Origin of the sequence: Sorangium sp. So ce693 (genome assembly GCF_051521375.1) — a bacterium.
GTDB lineage: Bacteria > Myxococcota_A > Polyangia > Polyangiales > Polyangiaceae > Sorangium > Sorangium atrum.
Window position 1 is genome coordinate 3,736,287 of record NZ_CP150347.1, and the last position, 24,757, is coordinate 3,761,043.

At 71.4% G+C, this 24,757-nt stretch carries 17 protein-coding genes; 6 read left to right on the plus strand and 11 right to left on the minus strand.

All coding sequences use genetic code 11. From position 1 onward, the window contains the following. Positions 1-2: 2 nt before the first annotated feature. The 7 genes from WMF14_RS14290 to WMF14_RS14320 all read right to left on the minus strand — a co-directional run bounded on the left by WMF14_RS14290 (position 3) and on the right by WMF14_RS14320 (position 8,537). Positions 3-1,379, minus strand: coding sequence for a hemolysin family protein (locus WMF14_RS14290; RefSeq protein ID WP_437801493.1), 1,377 nt, complete (start codon positions 1,377-1,379; stop codon positions 3-5). Positions 1,380-1,574: 195 nt separating this feature from the next. Beyond that, entirely contained in the window at positions 1,575-2,642 is a 1,068-nt protein-coding gene (locus WMF14_RS14295; protein WP_272103361.1) for a 3-deoxy-7-phosphoheptulonate synthase, read from the minus strand. Positions 2,643-2,776: 134 nt separating this feature from the next. After that, on the minus strand, positions 2,777-3,574 hold the full coding sequence (locus tag WMF14_RS14300; RefSeq protein WP_272103363.1) for an RNA polymerase sigma factor: 798 nt from the start codon (positions 3,572-3,574) through the stop codon (positions 2,777-2,779). Between the two features lie 437 nt (positions 3,575-4,011). Then, positions 4,012-5,292, minus strand: coding sequence for an RNA polymerase sigma factor (locus tag WMF14_RS14305; protein ID WP_437801494.1), 1,281 nt, complete (start codon positions 5,290-5,292; stop codon positions 4,012-4,014). A gap of 97 nt (positions 5,293-5,389) precedes the next feature. Then, entirely contained in the window at positions 5,390-6,463 is a 1,074-nt protein-coding gene (locus tag WMF14_RS14310) for a hypothetical protein (RefSeq protein ID WP_437801495.1), read from the minus strand. Positions 6,464-6,549: 86 nt separating this feature from the next. After that, a complete protein-coding gene (locus WMF14_RS14315; protein ID WP_272103368.1) occupies positions 6,550-7,047 on the minus strand; it encodes a hypothetical protein in 498 nt (165 codons plus the stop codon). Positions 7,048-7,601: 554 nt separating this feature from the next. Further along, a complete protein-coding gene (locus WMF14_RS14320) occupies positions 7,602-8,537 on the minus strand; it encodes a hypothetical protein (RefSeq protein WP_437801496.1) in 936 nt (311 codons plus the stop codon). Between the two features lie 722 nt (positions 8,538-9,259). On the opposite strand from WMF14_RS14320, the gene WMF14_RS14325 reads away from it, so the two are divergent. The 3 genes from WMF14_RS14325 (at position 9,260) to WMF14_RS14335 (ending at position 14,116) form a co-directional block, all read left to right on the plus strand. Continuing rightward, the gene (locus WMF14_RS14325) at positions 9,260-10,105 is read left to right on the plus strand and encodes a hypothetical protein (RefSeq protein ID WP_437801497.1); all 846 of its coding nucleotides are present in this window, start codon (positions 9,260-9,262) and stop codon (positions 10,103-10,105) included. Positions 10,106-10,316: 211 nt separating this feature from the next. After that, complete coding sequence (locus WMF14_RS14330; RefSeq protein WP_437801498.1) at positions 10,317-13,418, plus strand: DEAD/DEAH box helicase; 3,102 nt, start codon at positions 10,317-10,319, stop codon at positions 13,416-13,418. Between the two features lie 128 nt (positions 13,419-13,546). Next, positions 13,547-14,116: a hypothetical protein gene (locus WMF14_RS14335; protein WP_437801499.1), complete on the plus strand. Its 570-nt coding sequence runs from the start codon at positions 13,547-13,549 to the stop codon at positions 14,114-14,116. A gap of 27 nt (positions 14,117-14,143) precedes the next feature. Here the strand turns inward: WMF14_RS14335 and WMF14_RS14340 are convergent, their stop codons facing one another. Together WMF14_RS14340 and WMF14_RS14345 are read right to left on the minus strand one after the other, a co-directional pair. Continuing rightward, positions 14,144-14,500, minus strand: a complete 357-nt coding sequence (locus WMF14_RS14340; protein WP_272103377.1) for a response regulator — start codon at positions 14,498-14,500, stop codon at positions 14,144-14,146. A 6-nt stretch (positions 14,501-14,506) separates the two neighbouring features. Beyond that, positions 14,507-15,685 (minus strand): sensor histidine kinase, encoded by a 1,179-nt coding sequence (locus WMF14_RS14345; RefSeq protein WP_437801500.1) that lies wholly within the window; start codon positions 15,683-15,685, stop codon positions 14,507-14,509. 274 nt (positions 15,686-15,959) lie between these two features. Here WMF14_RS14345 and WMF14_RS14350 point away from each other — a divergent pair, with 274 nt between their 5' ends. From WMF14_RS14350 to WMF14_RS14360, 3 genes are all read left to right on the plus strand, one after another. Continuing rightward, positions 15,960-17,549 carry an SDR family NAD(P)-dependent oxidoreductase gene (locus WMF14_RS14350; protein WP_272103381.1) on the plus strand — a complete coding sequence of 530 codons (1,590 nt, stop codon included), beginning with the start codon at positions 15,960-15,962 and terminating at the stop codon, positions 17,547-17,549. A 136-nt stretch (positions 17,550-17,685) separates the two neighbouring features. Then, entirely contained in the window at positions 17,686-19,881 is a 2,196-nt protein-coding gene (locus tag WMF14_RS14355) for a cation:proton antiporter domain-containing protein (RefSeq protein WP_437801501.1), read from the plus strand. Between the two features lie 5 nt (positions 19,882-19,886). After that, entirely contained in the window at positions 19,887-20,756 is an 870-nt protein-coding gene (locus WMF14_RS14360) for a PTS sugar transporter subunit IIA (protein WP_437801502.1), read from the plus strand. A 40-nt stretch (positions 20,757-20,796) separates the two neighbouring features. Here the strand turns inward: WMF14_RS14360 and WMF14_RS14365 are convergent, their stop codons facing one another. Beyond that, on the minus strand, positions 20,797-21,924 hold the full coding sequence (locus tag WMF14_RS14365; protein WP_437801503.1) for a hypothetical protein: 1,128 nt from the start codon (positions 21,922-21,924) through the stop codon (positions 20,797-20,799). Position 21,925: 1 nt separating this feature from the next. Further along, positions 21,926-24,757: a TonB-dependent receptor domain-containing protein gene (locus WMF14_RS14370; protein ID WP_437801504.1), complete on the minus strand. Its 2,832-nt coding sequence runs from the start codon at positions 24,755-24,757 to the stop codon at positions 21,926-21,928.

Genomic DNA, 24,757 nt, shown 5'->3' on the forward strand with positions numbered 1-24,757 from the left:
GCTCAGCCCTCGCCGCGCGGCTCCTCGTCCTCGGGCTCGCTCGCGAGCGCGGGCGGGATGCGGACCCGCACCGTGCGGATCTGCCGGGGGCTCGCGTCGACGATGTGGAGCTCCGCCCCGTCCGGGGTCGTCACGACGTCGCCGGGCGCCGGGATGCGCCGGGCGAGCCCCAGGCAGAGCCCCGCGACCGTCGACCAGCGGACGTCGTCCGGCAGCGCGATCGCGAGCTGCCGGCAGACCTCGTGGACCGGCATGTCGCCGGGCACGAGCGCCGACCCGTCCGGCTCGCGCCGGATCGTCTCTGCGTGGGGCGGGCGCGCCTCGTTCTCGGCGAAGATCTCGCCGACGAGCTCCTCGACGAGGTCCTCCATCGTGATGATGCCGATCATGCCGCCCTGCTCGTCCACGACCACGGCGAGCTGGAGCCGGCGCCGCTTCAGCTCGGCGAGGAGATCGACGGCCGGCATCGACCCGACCACGAAGTACGCCGGGCGCAGGATGCTCTCCAGCGAGAACTGGCCGTCGCCCCACAGGAGCGCGAGCACCTCGGGCATCGTGACGTAGCCGATCACGTTGTCGTTCGACCCCTCGTAGACCGGCATCCGCGTGTGGCCGTGCTCCAGCACCGCGCGCTGGACCTCCTGGGCGGCGGCGTCGCGCGGGAGGGCCACGACGCGGCCGCGGGGGAGCATCACCTGGAGCGCGGTGAGCCAGGCGAAATCGATGGCGCGGGACGCGATCTCGCCGGCGCGCTTGTCGACCGAGCCCGCCTCGGCGGCCTCGTCGACGATCTGCTGGATCTCCTCGGGGGAGAGGCGCGCCTCGACGAAGTTCGTGCGGTCGCCGAAGAGCCTCAGCACCAGGTTGGAGCTGGCGGTGAGCAGCCAGACGAGCGGGCGGGCGAGCGACGACAGCCCGCGGAGCGGCGGGCCGACGAGCATCGCGTACCGCTCGGAAGCGCGGAGCGCGAGCGACTTCGGGACGAGCTCGCCGAGGACGAGCGACAGGAAGGACACGAGCGCGACCACGGCGGCGAACGCCAGCTCGTCCGCCACGTCCCCGATCCACGGCGCCGCGCGGAGCACCGGCGCGAGGTCCTTCGCGAGGGTCGACCCGCCGAAGGCGCTCGCGGTCGCGCCCACGACGGTGATGCCGATCTGCACGGTGGCGAGGAAGCGCTCCGGGTTGCCCCGCAAGCGCTTCACCGCCCGCGCCCGGCGGCTCCCCGACTGGACGAGCTGGTCGAGCCGCGTCTTGCGGACCGTGACGACCGCGATCTCGGCGCCCGAGAAGACGCCGTTCACGAGCACCAGGGCCAGGATGATGAGGATTTCCGAGAGAATGGCGGCTCCCTCCGCGGCTTTCCCGGGTGCAGGCATAGCGTGTCGCTCGCCCGCACGGCAGTGGCGCCGGGCCCGCGGCGCACGAAACCCCGGCGGCCGTGGCTGCAGCGTGCCGCGGGTCGTGAATTGCGTTTATGATGAAATTTTCTGAGGGATCCGCCACACACGGTGGCCGCGGCGCGGTCACGCACGGCCGCTGTCACGCACGGCCGCAGGCGACGCGCGGAGGGCTCACGCCGCCTTGCTGGCTCGCCGGTCCCGCACCGCCTGTGCGAGCAGCTCGAGCACCGGAACGGTGTCGTTCCAGCCGAGGCAGGCGTCGGTGATGCTCTGGCCGTAGATGGGCAGCTTGCCCGGCGCGAGATCCTGCCGGCCTCCCACGAGGTGGCTCTCGATCATCACGCCGAGGATGTCCCGCGAGCCGGAGCGCAGCTGGTCGGCCAGGCTCTCGGCCACTGTCCTCTGCCGCGCCGGATCCTTCTGGCTGTTGCCGTGGCTGCAGTCGACCATCAGCCGGCGCGGTAGGCCCGCCTTGGTCAGGCGGTCGGCCGCCTCGCGGACGTGCTCGGCCGCGTAGTTGGGGCCGCGCTGCGAGCCGCGCAGGATCACGTGACACGACGCGTTGCCGCGCGTCGCCACGATCGCCGAGATCCCCTGCTTCGTCACGGAGAGGAAATGGTGCGCCTCGCGCGCGGCCCGCACCGCGTCGACCGCGATCTGGACGTCGCCCTCGGTGCTGTTCTTGAAGCCCACGGGGCACGAGAGCCCGGAGGCGAGCTCGCGGTGGATCTGGCTCTCGGTCGTGCGCGCGCCGATCGCGCCCCAGGAGATGAAATCGGCGATGAACTGCGGCGAGATCGTGTCCAGGAACTCGCTCCCGCTCGCGAGCCCGAGCTCGGCGATGTCGCGGAGCAGCCCGCGGGCGACGCGGAGCCCCTTGTTGATCGAGAAGCTCCCGTCGAGGTCGGGATCGTTGATCAACCCCTTCCAGCCGACCGTGGTGCGCGGCTTCTCGAAGTACACGCGCATGATCACGAGCAGATCGTCGCTCAGCCGGTCGCGCGCCTCCCGGAGCCGCGCGGCGTACTCCAGGGCGGCCTTGGGGTCGTGGATGGAGCAGGGGCCCACCACCACGATGATCCGGTCGTCGTCGCCCGAGATCACGCGCTCGGCGGCCTTGCGCGTGAAGGCCACGGTCTCGGAGGCCGCGGGGCTGACGGGGATCTCTTCGATAAGGATCGCCGGGGGGATCAAGGGCCTGAGCCCTGCAATACGAAGGTCGTCGGTCGAGTAGTACATCGTTGAGGCTCCAGCATAGCGGACGACATACGCCCCGACTACCCGTGCGTGGCCCGGAGGCACTTTCTGGTCGTTGTACGGCGCCCCGTACTCCCTTACGGCTTGCGGTCGGCCTGAAGATCTGTCTCGCCATGCTATGCGCGCGCTGGCGAGTGCGCCCGGTCCCCGCCCGGCCGCCGCAGGAACGGCGCGCCCTTCGGCTGCGCACGGCAGGGCGCCGCGGGCCGGTTCGCGCCCGCCGTGGTCGAGCGGACGGGTCGCTCTGCCAGCGCCGTCCGGCGTGGCGTGTTCGCCGATCGTGCGCCTTTCGCCGGGTGCGCCGCCGCCTCGGCGACGTTGCTCGCCGTCGGTCGCGGCGGTCGTTGATGCCTGCGCTCCGCGCGGGGCTCCTCGATCAGCGCACGCAGGGACGCGAGCGCGCGCGTGCGCCACTTGTACGCCGTCGACAGCGGGATCCCGTGTTGTTCGGCGACCGTCGCCATCGGCACGCCTTCGATGTCGTGCTGGATGAGGATCTGCTGCTCCTCGGCCTGCAGCGACCTGAGCCGCGAGAGGATGAGGGAGCGCGTCTGCTCTGCGTCGATCTGCTCCTCGGCGTTCGGGCGCTCGTCGGCGACGCGGCGCGGGGCGTGGCCGGAGGACAGCTCCTCGCGCCGGTGGTGCGCGCGGTCGCGGTAGTGGGCCGCCACGTGGACCGTGATCCTGTTGAGCCACCGCTCCGGTCGCGCGCGGAGCGGGTCGTAGGAAGGGAAGCTCTGGTATCCGGCGAGGAACACATCCTGGAGGATGTCTCGCCGATCGCGGCGTGGGACCCCGAGCCGCCTAAGCCAATTCCATACGGAATCGTAGGTCTTCCCCCGAAAGAGCCGGACGAAGGCCCGCTGTCTATCCAGCGGCATCGACGGTGCGAGAGTGCGATGCGGTTGTCCCATGCTCGCTTAATTAGGAGGAGCAGATCTCCCATCTCAAAAAAAAGCCATCGGCTCTGAAAAATGATCTTCTGTGCGCGCGCGATCCCCCGCCTCTCATCCTCAATCGCCAAGGACGGGAGCGCTGCTCTCCCGCTTCGGATACGGGCCCACCTCGGCGTTTTCGGTGCTCAGCGTGCTGGAGCACGCCTGCGCGCCGAAAACGTCGATCTGGGCCCGTCTCCTGTGCGGGAGAGCAGCGCTCGGCGGCGGTTGGGATGGATCGTCTCCTGTGCAGGAGAGCAGCACTGAGGTCGTGGGGAGCTGAACGGGGGAATCGCTCTCGACCGGCTCTCGGCTGCGCGTGCTACGGCGGCTCAGAGAGACGAGAGGTCGAGAGGGGCCAGGGCTCGACTCTTGGTGTCCTCGGCGGTTCGAATCCTCGCCATCCGAGCAGTGCTCTACAGGAGCGGGCGGGGCCCGGCGGCAGCCGTCCTCGAGCGCAGCGCGCGAAGCGCCGCGTTCCTCTCGGCGGTGAGGCGGCCAGCAGGGAACCTCGTTCGGTGCTCGATCAGGAGGCTCTTTGCCTCCGCATAATGGCCGCGCGACAACGCGGTGATCGCCCCGTCGATGAGGGTGCGCTCCGCGGCGATCTCCTGATCGTTCGACGCCCCAGACGGTCCTGCGGGAGGCAAGGTCGATCTGCCGGCCGGACGGGGCGCGGACTTCCGGGCGAGCGGCGCCGCGCTGGTCGCTCGCGAGCTCCCGGCGCCCGCGATCTCGCCGCCCTGCAGGGCTCCCGCCGCTGCAGCTGCGCCGGGCACCGTCGGCAGCGCGGCCGGGGACGGCGTCGGCAGCGCGGCCGGGGATAGCGGCGGCAGCGCGGCCGGGGACGGCGGCGACGCTTCCGGGGGCGCCGGCGTCCGGATGGCCGCCATGGCGAGCCCGCTCGCGGCGCGCTGTCCGGCGGCGGTCGGGGTCGAGGCGGCGCGCAGCGCGCTCAGCGTGAGCGCGATGACGGCGGCGGCGCTCGCCAGCGGGACTGCGATGCTCGCCGCGAGATGGAGCCAGCCTGCCCGCGTCGGCGTGCCGCCCTCGATCGGGAGCCTCCACGGAGAGAACACCCCGCGGGCGCGGCGGCACAGCCGCGCGAGCAACGTCGGCGCGCCCTCGCGTCCCGTGCGCGCCTCCTGGACGAGCGCGCCGGCGCTGAAGGGGATGAACGCGAGCCCGCGGCCGCGCTGCCGCGCCTGCCAGCGACGCATGGCCGCCTCGATGTCCACCCAGGCGAGCCGGTGCCGGCTCCACGCGGTGCTCAGGGGAATCGAGAGCTGCTGGGCGATCTCGGCCATGTCGATCTCCTCGAGCTCATGGGCGACGAACACGCAGCGGCGCTCCATGGGCAGCTCCTGGAGCAGCTTGTGGAGCACGCAGCGCCGGTCTCTCGCGATGGCGTGCTGCTCGGAGTCGGGGGTGACGTCAGGCAGCGCCGCGAGATCGTCGAACGGCCGGAGGCGCTCGTGGCGGCGGTGGGCCCGTCGGAAATGATTCGACGCCTGGTGGGTCGCGATGCCCATGAGCCACGACCGCACGGTGCCCCTGCTGGGATCGAACCGCGGCAGCGCCCGGTAGGCGCCGGCGAGGACCTCCTGGGCGACGTCCTCGATGTCCTGCGCGCGAACCCCGAGGCGGGCGAGGTAGCGGGCGATGAACGAGAAGTGCTCGTCGGCGATCTCCGCCATGCGGGCGTGGGAAGGTTCTGCGGACGTGTTTTTGCGTGACTGTGACCCCATCTCTGTTCCCCCCTCCAGCGTGGCGACGGCGTGGTCGCGAAGCTGGTCAATGCGCTGCCTCGGCACCCCGAGGGAGGGCAGCGCGCCGCGCGGGCGCCTCGCTCCGCGGATCGAGATTGACGTCCAGACGGAGCCCCACGAGCCCGCCGTAGGCGGGCGGGGTCCAGAGCACACCTTCCTGGTTCTCGACCCGGAGCTCCGAGAGGCGGAGCACGATGTCGCCATAGAACTGGATGGCGAGCCGATCGGAGATCGGCATCTCGATGCCGGCGCGCGGCCCCGTGGCGAGCCAGAGCGCCGACGTGTCGATGATCCTGGCGTCGGTGCTGGAGGTGGTCACGACGCCGACCGACACGACGGCACAAGCGAAGAGGTGACGCTGCCGCGAACACGGCATCACGTTCGCCGCCGCGAGCCAGGTCGAGATGCTCGTCGTCTCATCGAGCGGAATCGTGACGGGCAATTGAACTTGGCCTTCTATGCCGAGGGAGAAGGATGGATAGCGGAGCGCGACGTGGAGCGCCGTCCCGGCGGTCGTCTCCTGCAGGGTTCCGAACACAGCGGCCCCCGCGAGGCCGACGCTGACGTCGGGCCACCCGCGCCGCGCGGGCGTGGCGGCAGCGGCGTCGGCTGGGGGCGGGGCAGGGGAGGGCGGCGGCGGTGGCGGGGCGGGCGGCACGTAGAGGCTCGGATCGAGCGCGACCCGGAGCGAGAGCGCCATGTTCATGACGAGCTCTCGGCAATCGTCATGGTAGACGACCAGGTGGCGCGACCACGCGATGGATCCATCCGCGTCGTAGAGATCCATGGTGGCGTGTATCTCCCTCCCTGGTCCGCGGAAAACAAGGGCTTTGGCCTGCGCGGCCGCCTCGGGCTCCACAGGGTCATAGCCGAGCTGCCTGGCCATCTCCTCGCGCAGGAGCCCCTCGCCCGGGCAGCGCTCGGCCCCTGGCGCGCGCCGGTACTCGAGCTGCACCGCGGCGCGGGGCGGCGCGGCCCCGGCGCGCCAGGGCCACAGCAGGGCCGCGGCCGCAGCGACGAGCGACCACGGCGCCCGGATCCTCGGTCGGTCCCGTGTTGCCGCGTCAGCCCCGGTGTCTCTTGCTGATGCTGCTGACATGGTGCTCATCGCGGCGTGGTGACCGCTTGTTCAGGCCAGGTGGTGTCGGCCGCATTCCCATCCAGGGAGCGGCCAGGGTGCCTCCCTCAGAAGGCATCCACGGGGAGCACGAGCCCCACGCCGACCACACCGGAGAGCGGAGGGACCCGCCATACCTCTCTGTTGTTCACCCAGAGGGACGGGCGGCTGTGGTTTGTGTGCAGCTCGGCGAACCCGCGCAGCGACAGCTGCTCGGAGAAGCGCCAGTCGCCCCCGACCCGCAGGCCGACCGAGCTGACCCAAGGCTGGCGCGCTTGAATGCTGACGCCGGGGTCGCTCGTGATCCGCAGCTCGCCGGCGTCGAAGACGGCGCACACCGACAGGACCCCGCGATGACCGCAGATGTCGAGCGTCGGCATCGCCAGGCTCGCATGGACCAGGACGCCGTCCGCAAAGGTATCTGCCAGGGAGGTGAACATCCGCGCCTCGACGCCGATCGACAGGCTGGGCCAGCGGAACGCCGTGGCGAAAGAGGCCCCTCCGCCGAGCGCGGGCATGAGGCCCATTGCGAGCAGCGGTGACGCGGAGATCTCGCCGCGGAACATGTGGTCGTCCTCCTGAGTCTCCCGTCCCGATTCAGACCGAGGCGTATCCGCGTGCGCCGGGGTCGTCGCCATCGAGACAACGAACACGGCGGCACAACCGGCGCGTCGCATCGGCGTCCCGGCTAGGGCGGGATCGGTGCGGTACGGAGCGGAGTGGACACCTCGACCCGATGCACGCCGCTGCTTCCCGTCCGGCCGCAACACCCCGCCATGTGGCCCCCCTCTTCAACGTCTCCAGCGCCCGTAGGACAGTGCACCTCTGCCGCGTGACGGAGGCCGGCTCGACGTCGCCGCTCCCACGTCGTGATCCTGTAGATACTGACTTTGGAGCGCACGTAAAGGCTTTTGTGTGCGCTCTCGAGCGCGCGGATCGCATTGCATTTTGGCTCGTCCGTTTCTCCGTTTCGAGAGGTTTTTCGTCATGCCCGCGGATCCCTGATTTTGGCGCCTTTTGCCTGACATCGCAGGTTCTGGTCAGCCCTTACCGTGGTTCAGGAAAAGCCCGAATCGTGCGGCTCGGGCGGCGCTGCGCCGCCCTTCGAGGCGCATGATCGTCACCCGTTCTCGCCTGGACGTGTCTGGCAGCAAAACGTGCTCGGACCGGTGAGGACGATCTCGCCTCGCAGCTCGCCGCCGCTCGGCTCGCAGCTTCCGGGCCGGTCGACCTGCCAGATGGCCCTCATGCTCTTGGGCGTCTCCCCGGGTGTGGCGGCGACGCAGCCCGGGGCATCGCTCGAAGCGGTGCCGGCGGTGAGCTGCTCGTCACACGCGCCGTCCCGGAAGGAAACGAGCATCAGGGAGCACTCGCTGCCTGTCGGAGGACCGCACTCACACGACGTGCAGTGGCGCTCGTCCCTCATGCCGTCGTAGAGGACGACGTCCTCCGGGTAATCTTCCGGGCAGGTCACCTCGCCCTCGCCGAGGTACATGATGCACTGAGCGAAGCCGTGTTCCTGATCGGGCGGCACGCACGTCTTCGACGGAGAGGGGCACGTGCGTTCCTGGAGGCTGCCTCCGCAAGCCACGCCGGAGCGATACCACCGCAAGGTGAACTGCGGCACCGGGGGGGGCTCGACGCTGGCCTCGCAAGGCGTCACTCGGGTCGCGCCGAGGACGAGCGATTGGTGATCGTTCACGAGGGCGCTGCTGGGCACCACGCAGGTGCCGTTCAGGATGTCCCGGGGCTCATGCACCGAGACCGCCGGGCCACCGCACTTCAGCGAAGCGGCCGTCCGGAGATCGTCGGGCAGGGCGCAGGCCGGCTCGCCGCACCGACATGGGCTGCACGCGAAAGGGAAGTCAGCGGTCTCGTACCCCCTGTACACGGTGGTCTGGGCGCCGTGGGGGCACTGCGGCTCGTCCACCGTCCTGCCGACCCAGAGCAGCGCGGGGCCATAGAAGCCCTCTGGAGCCGGCTCGACACACTGGTCACCGCTGCACGTGCCGCATGCCGAGATGCACGCGTCGCGGTCGGGCTGGTTTCTACACACCTTCGCGCATGTCCGACATTCCGCTATGCAATCCCAACGGTCGGACCCGTAGGGCTCGCTTTTACATTGATCCACGCACGTCCCGCATTCCGCTAGACACGCGTCCTGGTTGGGCACGTCCTCACACTCGGTGTCGCATGTTTCGATAGTCTGTCTGGTGTAGAAGCAGCCTGGGAGGCACGCGGTGAACAGCAGCGCAATCGCGAGAAAGGTATTCTTCATAGACCACCTGTCGGGAAGAGCTCGCAGCCCGCTTTACTACAGAGCCGACCGTTTCAAGCGAAGATGGGCCGGGGCACGCCAGGAATGACCTCTCTGGACGCATTGCGATCAGCGCCGGCGAATTCCAAGAGAACGTCAACAGTGGCGATTTTTGTCAGCGCAGCCTGGGCTTGAGCGCAGCGACGCACCTTGTGAAACGAAGACACGCTGAGCCACGTAAGCGCCCGGTGTCGGAGTGCCCCCTCGACCCAACCCCTGCGTGACCGAGCGCGCTCCTGCGCGACCCTGCGCGACCGAGCGCTGGCCGCGGCGCTCAGGCGCGAGCCAGGGTGACCGAGCGCACCGCGTCGGAGGGGGTCGGTTGGGCTCGGATGCGCCGCACGAAGGCGAAGGCGAGCCGAGTGTCCCCAGGCCCTCTGGGCTCAGACGCTTGAATCACACGTCGAGAGCGTCGAAAGCGCTCGCGGGGCGTGCGCTTGCTGCGTTAGGCTCCGATCCTGATGAGTGGGGATCCACCCGATACCGAGCGTGGGCTGCATCAGGCCGGGCTCCGTCCTCAGGAAGAGGCGGGCTCACGGGGGGCGGCGAGCGGCGCGCCGGTCCCCTCGGCCACCATCTCGCTCTCCTCCGGGCGGCGCTACGAGATGGAGGTGACGCTGGGGGGCGATCGGCTCGTCGTCCGCGGAAGGACCGGTGAGATCATCCTGCAGATGGAGATCACCGACGCCGGCCCGGTGCTGTCGTTCGCGGCGCCCGACGGCGAGCGCGCCGGCTCACGGCGAGGCGGCCAGGGGAGCGGCTCCTCCGCGCCGCCGCGGCGCGCGGCCTCGCCGCCGCAGTCCGTGATCGTCCCCATGTCGAGCGGGAAACGCCTCCCCTCGGAGGGCGAGGCCGACGAGGCCGTCGAGGTGCCGCGGGCCCTGCCGCTGCCCTCGATCAAGGTCCCGCCCGAGGCCGACCTGCTGGAGCTCGATGGCGGCAACGCGCGGTCGGGGGTCACCCTCCGGCGATCGCCCGGCGAGCTCGAGGAGAGCGCCGCCGGGCCGGCCGCGCCGGCGCCGGCGAGCGTCGCGGCCCCTGCGCCCGCGTCGCGGAGCGACCTTCCGGGCACGCGGAGCGCGCTCCCCTCGCTCAGCCTTCAGCAGTACGCGGTCCTCTGCGCCGAGTCGTCGCTCGGAGCGGCCTCGTCGTTCGACCAGGCGCTCCTGCGCCACGGCATCGCCGACCGCGACCTGTGGAAGGCCGTCGATCGCAGCTGGCAGGATCGGCTCGAGCGAGAGCCGATCCTCACGTTGCGCTGGATGGAGCTCACGACGCGCTACCGCGAGCACCTGACGCGCCGGTAGAGCTCGCGGCGCCACGCCGCGCGGATACCTGCTACAGCAGCGCCCTGCTCGTACCGGGCAAGCTCCTGGAATCTGGAAGACGCGACAGCGGAAAAAGACGCCCGAACCTCTTTCCGTCATCTTCGTCTTTCTGTGAACATCCCAAGAAGTGGCGCTGGTCCCGGGAGAGCGCGCGAGCTACCGCGGCCGGTCGTCGGTGTCTGGAGTCTCAGTGCAGGGTCTTCTCGAAGCCATCAGAAAAGCCTGTCTTCCGGGCCTCTGGTCCCAGGGCGTCAAGCTCGCCCGTGAGGGCGCTGCCTTCGGACGCGAGGATCGCGGCGATGCCATCGTGGTCCGCATCAAGGCGGCCGGGCAGCCCGTCGCACCCACCGTCACCCTCTACCCAGCGGACGCCGAGTGGACGTGCGACTGCGGTGGAAAAATCGATCCCTGCGCGCACGCTGTCGCGGCGACGCTGTCGCTCTCGCAACCGGTCGCGCAGGGCCAGCCATCGGCGCAGGACGAGCCGGCGGCGCAGGGCCAGCCGGCGGCGCAGGGGCAGCCATCGGCGCAGGGCCAGCCGAGGGCGCAGGGGCAGCCGGCCGCGCAAGGCGGCGCGATCGCCGCGGCGCCGCCGCCGGCGCGGCTGCGGTACCGGCTCCGGCGCAAGGGGCTCGTGCTCGCGCTCGAGCGGATGATCGTGCACGCGAGCGGCGCCGAGGAGCCGCTCCGGATCTCGCTCGCCAGCCTCGCTGGCCGCGCCGTGAGGGCTCCAGCGAGCCCGGAGCGGCCGGGGCCGAGGCTGCCCGAGCTCTACCCGACGCACGAGGACCTGGCGATCGACCGGCTCGTGGGCACGAAGCAGCACGGCTATTTCCCCTCGGATCGTCAGCCCGAGCTCTTCGCGGCGCTGGCGGGCGTCGCGGACGTGGAGCTCGACGGCGCGCCCGTGCGCATCTCCAGCGAGGCGATCGGCCCCCGCGCGACGGTGCGCGATCACGACGACGGCGCGGCGCTCGTCGTGGAGCGGGACCCGCGCGTCGACGAGGTGATCGCGTCGGGTGTCGTGCGGTGCGGCGGCACGCTGCACCTGCTCCGGGAGACGGACCTCACGGGGCCGAAGCTCGAGCGGCTGCCGCTCCGGCGGGTGTTCTCGCGGGGGGACCTCGGCAAGCTGGTGACCGGCGTCCTGCCGGAGCTGACCAAGCGCGTCCCGGTCACCGTCCAGAGCCAGCGCCTGCCCCGCGCGGGCGGCGCGTCCCGGCCGCGGATCCTCCTGGAGCTCAGCCAGAAGGAGCACACGCTCTCCGTCGTGCCCAGCCTCGTGTACGGCGATCCGCCGGAGGCGCGCATCGAGAACGGCCGGCTCGTGCACCTGTCCGGCGCCGTGCCCGTCCGCGACGAGGCCGCGGAGCGCATGCTGCTCGTCCGGCTGCGCGACGAGCTCCACCTCATCCCGGGCCGTCGGGTCGACTTCGACGGCGTCGAGGCGATCCGCTTCGCCTCGCGCCTCGAGTCCTGGGACGCCCGCGCCTTCGCCGACGCGCGCGGCGAGATCTTCGGCAAGGCCGCGCTCGTGCCGCGCTTCGTCATCCACGACCGGGCCTTCGACGTCGAGTTCGAGCTCTCGACGGGGCAAGACGACGAAGGCGATGGCGCCGGCGCGCCCACGAAGCGCGCGGACGCGACCGCCGTGATCCGGGCGTGGCAGGACGGCCTGCCGCTCGTGCCGCTCCTCGACGGCGGGTGGGCGCCGCTGCCCTCCGCGTGGCTCGAGAAGTACGGCGCGCGCGTCGCCGATCTGCTCGCGGCGCGGCGCGAAGACAAGGAGGTGCCGCCCGCGGCGCTCCCGGCGCTGGCCGCGCTGTGCGACGAGATCGAGTACCCGCGCCCGTCGGGCTTCGACAGGCTCATGCCGCTGCTCGACGGCTTCGCGTCGCTCCCGGAGGCGCCGCTGCCCGCCGACCTGACCGCGACGCTGCGCCCGTACCAGCGCCGCGGCGTCGACTGGCTGTCGTTCCTGCGCGACGCCGGCCTCGGCGCGGTGCTCGCCGACGACATGGGGCTCGGCAAGACGCTGCAGACGCTCTGCGCGCTGCGCGGCCGGACGCTCGTCGTCTGCCCGCGCAGCGTCGTCCACAACTGGGCCGACGAGATCCGGCGCTTCCGCCCGGGCCTCCGGTTCGCTGTCTACCACGGCACGCGGCGCACGATCGACCCTGCGGCCGACATCACGCTGACGACGTACGCCGTGCTCCGCAACGACGCCGAGCTGCTCGCGGCGCAGGCCTGGGAGGCGGTGGTGCTCGACGAGGCGCAGGCGATCAAGAACCCCGACAGCCAGGCGGCGCGCGCGGCGTTCGCGCTCCGCGCCGAGCTGCGCGTGGCGCTCAGCGGCACGCCGGTCGAGAACCGGCTCGAGGAGCTCTGGAGCCTGCTCCACTTCACGAACCGCGGCCTTCTCGGCGGGCGGAGCGCCTTCCAGGAGCGCTACGGCCGCCCGATCGCCGAGGGCGTGCAGGGCGCCGCGGCCGAGCTGCGGCAGAAGATCCGCCCCTTCGTGCTGCGGCGGCTGAAGGGCGAGGTGGCGCCGGAGCTGCCGCCGCGCTCGGAGATGGTGCTCTACTGCGAGCTCGAGGAGGCCGAGCGCGAGCTCTACGATGCGGTGCGCGCGGCCACCCGCAAGGACGTGGTGGAGAAGCTCGCGGAGGGGGCGAGCGTCATGGCGGCGCTGGAGGCGCTGCTCCGGCTGCGCCAGGCGGCCTGCCATCCGGCGCTGATCCCGGGCTCGAGCGCCGGCGGTGCCGCGCAGGCGGCGCGGACCGCGCCCTCTTCCAAGGTGACGCGGCTGATCGAGGCGCTCGAGGAGTGCGTCGCCGACGGCCACAAGGCGCTCGTGTTCTCGCAGTGGACCTCGCTGCTCGACCTCGTCGAGCCGCACCTCGTCGCGGCGGGGATCCCGTGGAGCCGCCTCGACGGCGGGACGCGCGATCGCGCCGGGGTGGTCACGGCGTTCCAGTCGGCGGGCGGCCCCCCGGTGATGCTCATCTCGCTGAAGGCGGGCGGCACCGGCCTGAACCTGACCGCGGCGGATCACGTCTTCCTGCTCGATCCCTGGTGGAACCCGGCGGTCGAAGATCAGGCGGCCGACCGGGCCCACCGTATCGGGCAGCACCGGCCGGTGATGGTCCACCGGCTCGTCGCGAAGGACACGGTGGAGGAGGGGATCCTCGCGCTGCAGGAGCGGAAGCGCGCCATCGCGGGCGCCGCGCTTGGCGAGGCGGACAGGGCGGCCTCGCTGACGCGGGACGATCTGCTCGCGCTGCTGGGGTAGCGCACATCGATCGCGGTCGGCGCCTGGCGCTCCCCATGGTGTCGCCGCTCGCGGGCCGGGCGTATCGCCCCGGCCTCTGGCGGTGCACGCGTTGCGCGCCTTGAGCCGCCATGGGATGAGCGGGTGTGATGCGAACATTCATCCTCCCCCTCGCCGCGCTGCTGGCGCCGCTCGCTGCGTGCACCGTCAACGGTCCGCGTGAGCCGGCGCCGGAGCCGTCGTCTCCCGCGGGGCCCTCCGCGCCGTCTTCCACCGCTTCCACCGCGGCGCCGGTCACGCCCGCGCCGCACGCCTCGGCCACGGTCACCGCCGCGACGACGCAAGCGCCGGCCACGACAGCGCGGACCTCGACCACCGCGCCCGGCGAAGAAGCCCTGTTCGGCACGTGGAGCTCCGCCGCGTGCGGACCGCGGAAGTACGAGCGCTTGCTCTCCTTCGCGAGGGACGGCAGCTTCGCCGCCGAGGATCGCGTCTCCCCCTGCCCGCCGAAGGTGGCGTGCATCTGGTCGGGCATCGTCCATCGCAAAGGGGCGTTCAAGCGCTCCGACAGGACCCTCCTGCTCTCGGTCTCCGAAGCTTCGCAGGGGCCGGGCGCTCACCCTTTCCCGACCACGCTCACCATCGATCCTTCGACGGGCGCCCTCGCCGAGACCGGAGAAGGCGGCGCTCCCTGCCCCTACGAGCCCGCCGCCAAGTAGCGCCCTCAGCGCGCGAGCGCACCGCTCTCAGCAACCGCACGCCTTCTGGACCGCTCCAAGGAGGGCTTCGTAGCGGATCGGCTTCCTGAGCAACGGCGTTCCGGGTGGCGGGGACGTGATCGATGCGGCTGACAGGACGACGACCGGGATGCCAGCGAACCGCGCGTCGCGCCGCATCCGGTCGATCAACTCCACACCGTCCATGACGGGCATCAAGAGGTCGACGAGCATCATGTTCGGCCGCTCGCCGCGCTCGAGCAGCGCGAGCGCCTCCGCTCCGTTTCCGGCCGTCACGACGCTGTAAGCACCGTCTTCCTCGAGCGCGTCGCGGAGAGAGAGCTGAATATCCTCGTTGTCCTCCACCAACAGGATGTGCTTCATCATGTCAGCTTAAGGGGATTTCGTCTCGGCGTCATCGATGTTTCCACGTCGTCGAGGCAACTCCACAGTAAAGGTCGAGCCGACGTCAGGTTCGCTCGCGACGGACACCGTCCCTCCCATCGCCCCGACGACCTGCCGCACGATCCACAGCCCGAGGCCGAGCCCGCCGTAGTGCCGCTCCGAGACCGCGCGCTCGAACTGGTTGAAGATGATGGCCTGCTGGTCGGGCGCGATGCCGATGCCCTGGTCCGTGATCGTGAGCCAGGCGCGTGAATCATTCGCCCATACGGTGATCGTGATCGGACGCCCACGACCGTACTTGAGGGCATTCGTGAGGAGGTTGTTCACTACCTGGTCGAGCCGCCTGCGATCCCAGCTGCCCGTGGCGTCGGCGGCGAGCTGGAGCGACATCGAGTTCCTGGTGAGGTCGTATTTGTGCTGCTCGACCACCTCGCACACGACCTCCGCGAGGTCGACCTCCTGTATCTGAAGCTCGATCCGTCCAGCGGCGATGCGCGAGACGTCGAGCAGGTCGGAGACGAGCCGCTCCAGGCGATCGATCTGCCGCTCCACGACCGATAGCTTGATGACCAGGCGCTCGGGCGTGAGGCGGTCTGCGCGCGCGGCGCGCGCCGCGCGCAGCACGCTCTCCACCTCGGCGCGCAGCGGCGTGATCGGCGTCTTGAGCTCATGGGCCGCGACGGCGAGGAAGATCTCTCGCGCCCTCACGGCCTCTCGCGCCTGCTGGAGCATCACCTCGCGCTCCTCGGCCGCGAGCTTCTGCTCCTCGTAGAGCGCCGAGAGCTGGCGATTCAGCTCCTCCCTGCGGAGCTCGTGCTCGCGTGTGACGCGCGCGGCTGCCGCCAGCGCCGCCGCCCTGGGGAGCAGCGGAAAGAGCAGGATGGCGGTGCCGACGGAGGCGATCGCCGTGATGGCCCGGATGGCCCCATCCAGCCAGTACAACGGCTGCCAGATGACCCACACATCCATGAAGTGCGTGAATCCACCGGCAACGATGAAGGTGCCAAACGCGAGGTACACCCACCGGAAGGGGATGTCCCGGATACGCCGGACCAGATGGGCGAGGGTCAGGGAGATCGAGAGGTAGGCGAAGCCGATCGCCAGGTTGGTGATGACCTGCAGCCAGACCATGCCCGGCTGCCAGAAGTAGCAATGGCCATGGGGCATGAATTCCGTCGCGAACAGACTGTGTGGCGACTCGAGCATAAGATCCTCTGCTGGAGTTTCCGAGGGCTCAGGACGATGTACGAACGTAGTGTACAATCCTCAGCTGGCGAACAGGACGCGACGCGCGGGGCTCGTCGGCGGCGCTCTGGGCGCGGGCGCTCTGGGCGAGGCGAGGCGAGGCGAGGCGCGCCGCGGCCAGCGGCGGTGCCGGCAGGACCCGAAGGGCCGCTGCGGTTCGCGCGCGGTCTCCCGCGTGCTATGCACGCACGCTTCGATGAGTCCCGACCGCGAAGCCGCCGGCGCAGGCCGGCCGTTCACTGCCGCCGATCTCGACGTTTGCCTCAAGGTGCTCGAGGCCTTGGCCCTCGATCGCGCGGAGCTCGCCTCCATCAGCGCCGAGGACCGCCGCCGGCTTCTCCTGGCCGCCGGCCGCGTCTCGCGCCCCGAGCGCGCCGAGCAGCGAGAGCTCGCCAGGGCGTTCCGCAAGCGCGACCGGCACGCGCAGAGGTCCGCCGACGCCGCCCTGCTCGATGCGGTCGGCATCCGCGTCGCCCGCCGAGAGCCGGTGTTTCGCACGCCGGACGCGCTCGCCCCGGTCGCGCCCCCGCTGTCATGGGCCGACCCCGCCGAGGAGCCCGCGCCGCCGCCCGGGCCCGCCGAGGAGCCCGAGCCGTCGCCCGAGCCCGGCGCGCCGGAGCTCGCGCGGCCGCGCAAGTGTTATGTCTGCAAGGCCGAGTTCCGCAGGGTCCACTTCTTCTACGACGCGATGTGCGCCGCTTGCGGCGACTTCAACTACGGCAAACGCAGCCAGACCGCTCCGCTCGACGGCCGCGTCGCGCTCGTGACGGGCGCCCGCGTCAAGATCGGTTATCAGGCGGCGATCCTGCTCCTCCGCGCCGGCGCGCGGGTGATCGTCACGACCCGCTTCCCGCACGACGCCGCTCGCCGCTTCTCGGCGGAGCGCGACTTCGACGCCTGGGGATCACGGGTCGCGATCTACGGCCTCGATCTCCGACACACCCCGAGCGTCGAGCTCTTCACGCGCCACCTCCTCCACACGCTCGACCGGCTCGATTTCATCATCAACAACGCCTGTCAGACCGTGCGGCGACCGCCGGGCTTCTACGGCCACCTCATCGAGGGCGAGACCGCGCCCGTCCACACCCTCCCGCAGGGCGCTCAGCCCCCGCTCCGCGAGTACGACGCGCTCCGCGCGTGCGGCACGCTCCCCCTCGTCGCCGGCGCCGATCCCACCGCGGGCCTGCGCGAGCCCGCCTTGCTCTCCCAGATCCCGGCGCCGGGCGACGAGCGCCTCGACGAGCTGCTCTTCCCCAAGGGGCGCTACGACGCCGATCTCCAGCAGGTCGATCTCCGGACGCTGAACAGCTGGCGGCTCACGCTCGCCGAGGTCCCGACCGTCGAGATGCTCGAGGTGCAGCTCGTCAACGCGGTCGCCCCCTTCGTCCTGAACTCCCGGCTGAAGCCGCTCATGATGCGACGGCCCACGTTCGACAGGCACATCGTCAACGTCTCGGCGATGGAGGGGCAGTTCTACCGCCGTTACAAGACGGACAGGCACCCTCACACCAACATGGCGAAAGCCGCGCTCAACATGATGACACGCACGTCCGCGCCCGATTATGCGAAGGACGGCATCTTCATGAACAGCGTCGATACCGGGTGGGTCACCGACGAGGACCCCGCGGCGCTCGCCGCCCGCAAGCTCGAGGAGCACGGCTTTCACCCGCCGCTCGATATCGTCGACGGCGCCGCCCGCATCTGCGATCCCATCTTCTCCGGGCTGCTCAGCGGCCAGCACGCGTACGGCCAGTTCTTCAAAGACTACATGCCGACCGACTGGTAGGCGCCGCCCGCGCCCGGCGCGCTGCTCCTTCGTGGGCTGTTGAGGCCGCTCGATCCTGCGGATCCTTTCTTGACAGCCGAGAGAGCCCGCTGATAAGCGATAACTTAACACTTACCACCAGGAGGGAGCGCTCCCAATGGAGATTCTGATCCACAACTCGCTGGCCCGCTTCCTCATCCAGGCGTTCCTGATCATCGCCTGCGCGCGGCTCGTGGGCATGGTGGCCCGCCGGATGGAGCAGCCGATGGTCGTCGCCGAGGTGACGGCGGGCATCCTGCTCGGCCCGTCGCTGTTCGGCTGGCTCTTTCCCGATGCGTCGGCGGTCCTGTTCGCCAAGGAGTCGCTGCCGCTCCTGAAGCTGGTGAGCGAGGTCGGCCTCATCGTCTTCATGTTCCTCATCGGGCTGGAGCTCGACCCGAAGCTCCTGCGCGGGCGCGGCCACGCCTCGGTCATCATCAGCCACACGAGCATCGTCGTGCCGTTCGCGCTGGGCGGGCTGCTCGCGCTCTACCTGTACCCGCGGCTCTCCGACAGCTCCGTCCCGTTCTCGTCGTTCACGCTGTTCATGGGCGTGGCGATGAGCATCACGGCGTTCCCGGTGCTCGCGCGCATCCTCACCGAGCGGCGCCTGCTGGGCACGAAGGTCGGCGCCCTCACCATCACGTGCGCCGCCGTCGACGACGTGACCGCCTGGTGCATCCTCGCCTTCGTCGTCTCGATCGCGCGTGCCACGGGCCTCGTGGGCGCCGTCTGGACCACCGTCTTCGCCGTCGCCTACATCGCCGGCATGCTGTTCCTTGTCCGCCCCTTCCTCGTCCGGCTCGGCGAGCGCGGCTCCAGCAAGGAAGGGCTCTCGCAGGACCTCGTCGCCGTCACGTTCCTCCTGCTCATCGTGTCGAGCTGGATGACCGAGATGATCGGCATCCACCCGCTGTTCGGGGCCTTCATGCTCGGCGCGATCATGCCGAAGGGCACCGGCTTCGCGAAGAGCCTCGCCGAGAAGCTCGAGGACTTCGCCGTGGTCTTCCTGCTCCCGCTGTTCTTCGCCTACAGCGGCCTGCGCACGCACATCGGGCTGCTCAACTCGGCCGACGGCTGGATGATGTGCGGCCTCATCATCGTGGTCGCCTGCCTCGGCAAGTTCGGCGGCAGCGCCGTGGCCGCCCGCTTCACCGGCCAGAGCTGGCGGGAGGCCAGCGCGCTCGGCATCCTGATGAACACCCGTGGCCTGATGGAGCTCATCGTCCTGAACCTCGGGCTCGATCTGGGCATCATCTCCCCCAAGCTGTTCACGATGATGGTGCTCATGGCGCTGGTCACCACCTTCATGACCACGCCGCTCCTGCGCTGGATCTACCCGCCGGAGGAGCTCGCCAAGGAGCTCGCCGACGTGCCGGAGCGCACGCCGCTCCCCGTCGCGGCGGACGTGTTCACCGTGCTCATGTGCGTCTCGTACGAGCGCTCCGGCCCCGGCATGGTGACGCTCGCGAGCGCGCTCGCCGGCAGCGGCCCCGAGGCGAGGCGCCTCTACGCCCTGCGCCTCATCCCGCCGACCGATCGCGGCTCGTTCTACCTCGACCAAGGGCCCGAGCGGCAGGGGGCGGCCGCGCTGGCGCCGCTCCTGTCGCGGGCCAAGGAGCTGGGCGCCGAGGTCCGGCCGCTCTCCTTCGTCTCGCCCAAGCCGAGCCACGACATCTGCAACGTCGCCGACGTGAAGCAGGCCGACCTCGTGCTCGTCGGGTGGCACAAGCCGCTGCTCAGCCAGACCGTGCTCGGCGGCACCGTCTACGAGGTCATGCGCGGCGCCCACACCGACGTCGGCGTGCTCATCGATCGCGGGCTCGCCGCGGTCCGCAAGCTGCTCGTGCCGTTCCACGGCACGTTGCACGACAGGGCGGCGCTCTCGCTGGCCCGCCGGCTCGCGCAGCAGATCGGCGCCGACGTCACCATCCTCCACGTGGTCAAGCCGAAGCGCAGGTCCGACGACACGCTCGGCGCGCAGCAGGCGGTCGACGAGGTGTTCGAGGGCGAGGAGGGCGGCGCGCTGCAGAAGTCCAAGGTGGTGCTCAAGGTGGTCGAGCACGACTCCCCCGCGGACGCGGCCCTCGAGGAGGCGAAGCGCGGCTACGATCTCGTCCTCGTCGGCGTCGGGCCCGAGTGGGGCCTCGCGCAGCGCCGGTTCGGCATCCGCGCCGAGCACATCATCCAGGGGTGCCCGACCTCGCTGCTCGTCGTGCGCCACTACGAGCCCGCCGCCGTGTCCGCCCCCGCCACGGCGCCCGTCCCGAAAGTCCTCTCGGCCGCCCTCGCGGTCGAGCCCGATCGCTCCTGAAGCCCATGCCAGCGATGTCCGACGCTGATGGCGCCGCGCGCGCCCGCGCGGTCGCCGAGTTCGGTGCCGCGCTGCGGCTCCTCCGTGTCGAGGCCGGCCTGAGCCTCCGCACGCTCGCGCACCGCATCGGCGTTTCCAGCGCCTACCTGAGCCGCGTCGAGCATGGGCACGACGCCATCCCCACGCCCGACCGGCTCACGGCGATCGCGGGCGCGCTCGAGCTCCCGCCGGCGGTGCTTCTCGAGCTCGGCCACCAGGTCGAGCCGCTCGTCTCCCGCTACCTCGACCGCGTCCCGTCGGCGAAGGCGCTCTGCGTGGAGCTCGCGCGGCGCAACCTCAGCGGCCCGCAGCTCGCGCGCGTCAAGGCGTTCATCGACGCCGAGTTCCCGGCGAGCGCGGCCTTCGGGGGGCGGCCCGCGCGGCGGCTCTGCGAGCTGCTCACGCCCGAGCGCGTCGTGCTGCACCTCTCGTGCGCGGACATCGAGGACGTCATCGACGTCGCGGCATCCCGGCTGGCGCCTCCCGGCAGCGTGCTCGCGGCGAGCGCGCTCGCCCAGGAGATCCTGCGGCGCGAGCGCGAGTCGCCCACGGCGCTCGGCAACGGCGTCGCGGTTCCGCACGCGATCGTCCCCGGCGCGTGCCTGGCGGCCGTGGTCGCGACGCTGGCCGAGCCGCTCGCGGTGCCGACGCCCGGCGGGGCGCCGCTCCGGTTGTTCGTCGTCCTCGTCTGCGCCGAGGGGGGCCGCGCGCACCTCGAGCTGCTCGCCCAGGCGGCCCGGCTCGCCAGGCTCGGGGCCGCCGATGCGCTGTGTGCCGCGCGCGACCCCGCGCAGCTCATCGACCAGCTCTCGCAGATCGAAGCGGGCTGCGGCTGATCGCGGCGGTCCCGCCGCGGGCGGCCGGAGGGGCCCGCCGTCACTCGACGCGGACGAGGCGCCGCACCACGGACGAGCCGCCGCGCGCATCGCGCAGGACCGCGGTGATCGTGGCGACGCCCGGCTCGGCCGGCGGGATCCACTTCACGGCGTGATCGCCGATGTACCCCTCGTTCGCGTCGCTCACGAGCTTGATGCCCCCGTCGAGATCGCCCAGATCGGCGAAGTAATCGACCCAGACGATCTCCTTCAGCGCCTGCTGCTGCGCGCTGGGATCGTCCTCGGCCACCTCGGGATCGACGATCGCGTCGAGCTCGTAGGCCGCGCACTCGACGAACGGATCCTCCGCGCTGCAGCCGGCCTCGCGCCGCGCCTCCGCGCTCACGCGGCAGCGCGGGACGGTGGGGATGTCGGCGAAGTCCTCTGGCATGGGCTCGCCGTCGAGCGTGAGCCCCTGCACCTCCGGGTTCGCGTTCGCGCGACCCCCCTCGAAGGCGTAGATCTGCGTGTAGCCGGGCACGAAGCTGTCCGGGCCGAGCCGGCGCCCGTCCTTGAAGCACGCGACGGGGAACGTCCCGGCGCGGCCGGTGCCCTGGTCCTCCACGAGATCGAGCTCGCCGGTGCAGGCGACGAAGAAGACGTACGCGCTCCCGGAGGCCGGACCCCCCGTCGCGGGCGGCTTGCGGTCGGCGAGGATGTCGTCGCTGATCGTGATCGTGTACGTGTCCCCGAAGCCGGGGCGCACGCCGTTGAGGTCGGGCAGCGGGACCATCGGGTCGCCTCGCTCCAACCACGCCTCGAGCTCGGAGGCGATGCCTTCGAGCTGCGCGTAGCAGCCGTAGTAGTCGTCCCCGACGGGGTTCTCGCACCCGCCGAACCAGTAGACCGAGACAGGGCGCGACCCGTCCTCGGGGCCGCCCAGCCCGTCCTGGTAGTGGATCCGGAAGGTGACCTGGTCTCCGGGGTTGGCGTAAGACTTGTCGGCGACCACCGCGAGGACGCGGAGCCCGCCCACGAGGCTCGGCGGATCGAAGCCCGCGACGCACCCCGAGGCGATCGCCGGCGACGCGATCGCCGCGAGCGCGAGCGTCCCCAGCACCGCGCGCCGCCACCGGCGCCCGCGGCGCTCGCGCTTCGACGCGCCGTTCATCGCCTGCGCCCCGCGCATCTCAGAACTCTCCTCGCATCCCGACGCTCGGCAGGATGGGCAGCCCCGTGACGTATTGACGGGCTGTGTAGTTGTAATTGTACTGAATCGCCTCGCTGTTCGCGTTGTTGTAGACGTTCTGCACGTCGAGGTAGGCCGCGAGCCGCCAGGTCTTGAACTTCCACGTCTTGTCCAGGCGCAGATCGAGCTGGTGGAACGCGGGGAGCCGCTCGCTGTTCGGGCCGGAGAACGGGATGGGGGTATAGGTCCCGGTGGGCGCGTAGAAGAGCGCGTTGGTGCGGTACGGGTCGCAGCTCTGCTCGTTGACGTTGCACACGTTGGGCGTGACCAGGTTGCCAGAGACGAGGCGGAACCGGGCGCCGAACTCCCAGCCGTCGCCCAGGCGGTAGCTGCCGAGCACCGTCAGGATGTGGGTCTGATCGAACGAGACGAGCCGCTCCGGCTCGCCCGGCTCCGGCACCCGCGTGCTGCGGGACAGCGTGTACGCGGCCCAGCCGAAGAAGCGATCGTCGGGCTTGTACTTGAGCAGGAACTCGCCGCCGATGACCCTGCCCGAGCCGACATTCTGGTAGTCGAGCTGGATCGTCCCGGGTCGGTTCACGCCGACGACGAGCTCGTCCAGCTGCTTGTAGAACCCCTCCGCCGACGCCTCGATGTGCCGGGTCAGCTCCTGCTCGACGCCGACCGCGTAGTGCAGCGCTCGGGTCGACTTCAGGCCGGGGTTGCCGAGCGGCGGGATCACCTCCTGGAACTGCGGCGGCTGGTGGAACACCCCGAGGCCGCCCTTCACCGTGGTCCGCGGGAACCCGGGGACGACGTCGAAGCGCCCGTTCACGCGCGGGCTCACGGTGACCTGCTGGTTCAGGTCCTGGTAGTCGACGCGCAGGCCCGGGACGATCTTCGCCCGGGGGGTCGGGGCGAGCTCGAGCTCCGCGTACGCCGCGGGGTAGAAGAACTCGCCGTCGCGCGAGACCTCCTGGAGGGTGCGCGTCGAGAACGGCTGGTTCGGCGGCTCGCCGGGGCGGTTCGGCCCGGGGGCGCGGAGGTTCACGGCGTAGAGGCCGGCGAAGACGTCGAGCCCCGCGTTGAACACCGTGCCCTTCGAGATGCGCCGCGCGTACTCGAGGCGGCCGGAGATCGTCTTGAGATCGAGCTGAAAGTAGATCGGCCCGATCCCGAAATCGGCGTCGTCGCGCGCGAGCGCGAGCACGCCGTCGAGCCGGTCCTTGTCGGTGAGCTCGTGATCGTAGCGGACCTGGAGCCGCTGAAACGCCGTGTGCAGCCCGACGTTGCCGGAGAGGGCCGGCTCGTTGGGCGCCGGGTCGCTGAGCAGCAGCTCGAGGGCGTCGTCGGAGCCGAAGAACGTGAGGCGGAGCCGCGCGGAGGGCGTGGGCTCGGTCTCCAGGAGGACCTGGTAGTCGTAATAGACCGGCGCCTGGGTGACGCCCGCGCCCGCGGCCTCGAGCACGGGGCCGAACGACTCGCCGATGTAGCTCCGCCGTCCTGCCACCATGAAGCGGGTGTTGTCGAGGAACGGCACGGGGCCCTCGAGCAGGACGCGCGCGTCGATGAGGTCCATCTGCGCGAGGCCGTGGAGCTTACCGTCCTCGTTGGGCGAGCGGAGGGCGACGTCGACGATGCCGCCCTGCACACGCCCGTACTTCGCGCTGAAGTTGCCGGGGTAGAAGTCGATCCGATCCAGCATCTCGGTCGGCACGACCGAGGAGAGGCCGCCGAAGTGGTAGATGAGCGGCACCTGCGTGCCGTCGACGAAGGTCTGCGTGTCCTGCGGGCCGGAGCCGCGGACGATGAGCAGGCCCGCGATGGCGGGCGGGCGGGCCACGCCCGGCAGGTTCTGGAGCGAGCGCAGGGCGTCGCCGTTCGTGCCGGGGATGCGGTTGATCTCGCGCTGCTCGATCGTGCGCTTCGTGACCTCGCGCGGCGGCCGCGTGCCGCGGACCGTGACCTCGAGGCCGTCGCCTTGCGGCAGGAGCCGGTACTTCACCTCGAGCTGCTCCCCGGGGCCGAGCGCCTCCTCGATGGAGAGCGGCTCGAAGCCGGGCGCCGCGATGGTGACCTGGTATCGCCCCGGCGGCAGATCGGCGAAGGCGAAGGCGCCGCCCTCGTCGGTCGTGAGCGCCGGCGGCGCGGCGGCCGTCGCTGTGCCCGCGCCCGCGCCCGCGCTGGCGACGCGCGCGACCGAGACGGTGGCGCCGGCGAGCGGGACGTCGCCCCCGCTGGCGAGCACGGTGCCGCGGAGGCTCTCGGCGGGCTTCGCGGGCTCGCCGGCGGTCGGCGGCGGCGGGGCCGCCTTCAGGGTGAACGAGTAGCGGTACAGGATGCGGGCCGGGGCGGGGGTCCCGTCGGCGCGGCGGGCGGGCTCGAACTCGAGCTTCTGGGCCGCGGCCAGCGCCGACTCATCGAACCCGTGCCCCGCGCTCTCGACGACGACGGCGTGCTTCACGCGCCCGTCGCGGTCGATGTCGAGCTGCAGGGTCACCGACGCTTCGCGCCCCTGCTTCTCGGCCTCCGGCGGGTACGCCGGGGGCGTGTAGTTGAGCGCTCGCGGCGGCGTCGCCTTCCCCGTCGGCGCGGCCGTGGAGGCAGGCGGCGTGACGATCGCGCCGCCCGGGCCTCGGGGCACGGCCGCCCCGCCCTCCGGCGCTTGCGGCGCCGCCTGCCCCTCCTGGCCTTGCTGCTGCGCCCGCGCCGGGGAGGGCGAGAGGGCGGCGAGCAGCGAGACGAGCACCGCGGCGGCCGGCCTGCGGTCAGCGCGCGGGCGCGCGCGCCGGTCATCGATGCGGATGGAAGCGGAGGGCTCCTGCGCGGTCAC

Bases quoted from the DNA above. Each gene is read 5' to 3' on its own strand.
- WMF14_RS14360 (WP_437801502.1), top strand. From the start codon at position 19,887: ATGCCAGCGATGTCCGACGCTGATGGCGCCGCGCGCGCCCGCGCGGTC.
- WMF14_RS14340 (WP_272103377.1), bottom strand. From the start codon at position 14,500: ATGATGAAGCACATCCTGTTGGTGGAGGACAACGAGGATATTCAGCTC.
- WMF14_RS14315 (WP_272103368.1), bottom strand. From the start codon at position 7,047: ATGTTCCGCGGCGAGATCTCCGCGTCACCGCTGCTCGCAATGGGCCTC.
- WMF14_RS14345 (WP_437801500.1), bottom strand. From the start codon at position 15,685: ATGCCCCATGGCCATTGCTACTTCTGGCAGCCGGGCATGGTCTGGCTG.
- WMF14_RS14335 (WP_437801499.1), top strand. From the start codon at position 13,547: ATGCGAACATTCATCCTCCCCCTCGCCGCGCTGCTGGCGCCGCTCGCT.
- WMF14_RS14310 (WP_437801495.1), bottom strand. From the start codon at position 6,463: ATGTCAGCAGCATCAGCAAGAGACACCGGGGCTGACGCGGCAACACGG.
- WMF14_RS14305 (WP_437801494.1), bottom strand. From the start codon at position 5,292: ATGGCGGAGATCGCCGACGAGCACTTCTCGTTCATCGCCCGCTACCTC.
- WMF14_RS14325 (WP_437801497.1), top strand. From the start codon at position 9,260: ATGAGTGGGGATCCACCCGATACCGAGCGTGGGCTGCATCAGGCCGGG.
- WMF14_RS14300 (WP_272103363.1), bottom strand. From the start codon at position 3,574: ATGGGACAACCGCATCGCACTCTCGCACCGTCGATGCCGCTGGATAGA.
- WMF14_RS14295 (WP_272103361.1), bottom strand. From the start codon at position 2,642: ATGTACTACTCGACCGACGACCTTCGTATTGCAGGGCTCAGGCCCTTG.
- WMF14_RS14350 (WP_272103381.1), top strand. From the start codon at position 15,960: ATGAGTCCCGACCGCGAAGCCGCCGGCGCAGGCCGGCCGTTCACTGCC.
- WMF14_RS14290 (WP_437801493.1), bottom strand. From the start codon at position 1,379: ATGCCTGCACCCGGGAAAGCCGCGGAGGGAGCCGCCATTCTCTCGGAA.
- WMF14_RS14365 (WP_437801503.1), bottom strand. From the start codon at position 21,924: ATGCGCGGGGCGCAGGCGATGAACGGCGCGTCGAAGCGCGAGCGCCGC.
- WMF14_RS14355 (WP_437801501.1), top strand. From the start codon at position 17,686: ATGGAGATTCTGATCCACAACTCGCTGGCCCGCTTCCTCATCCAGGCG.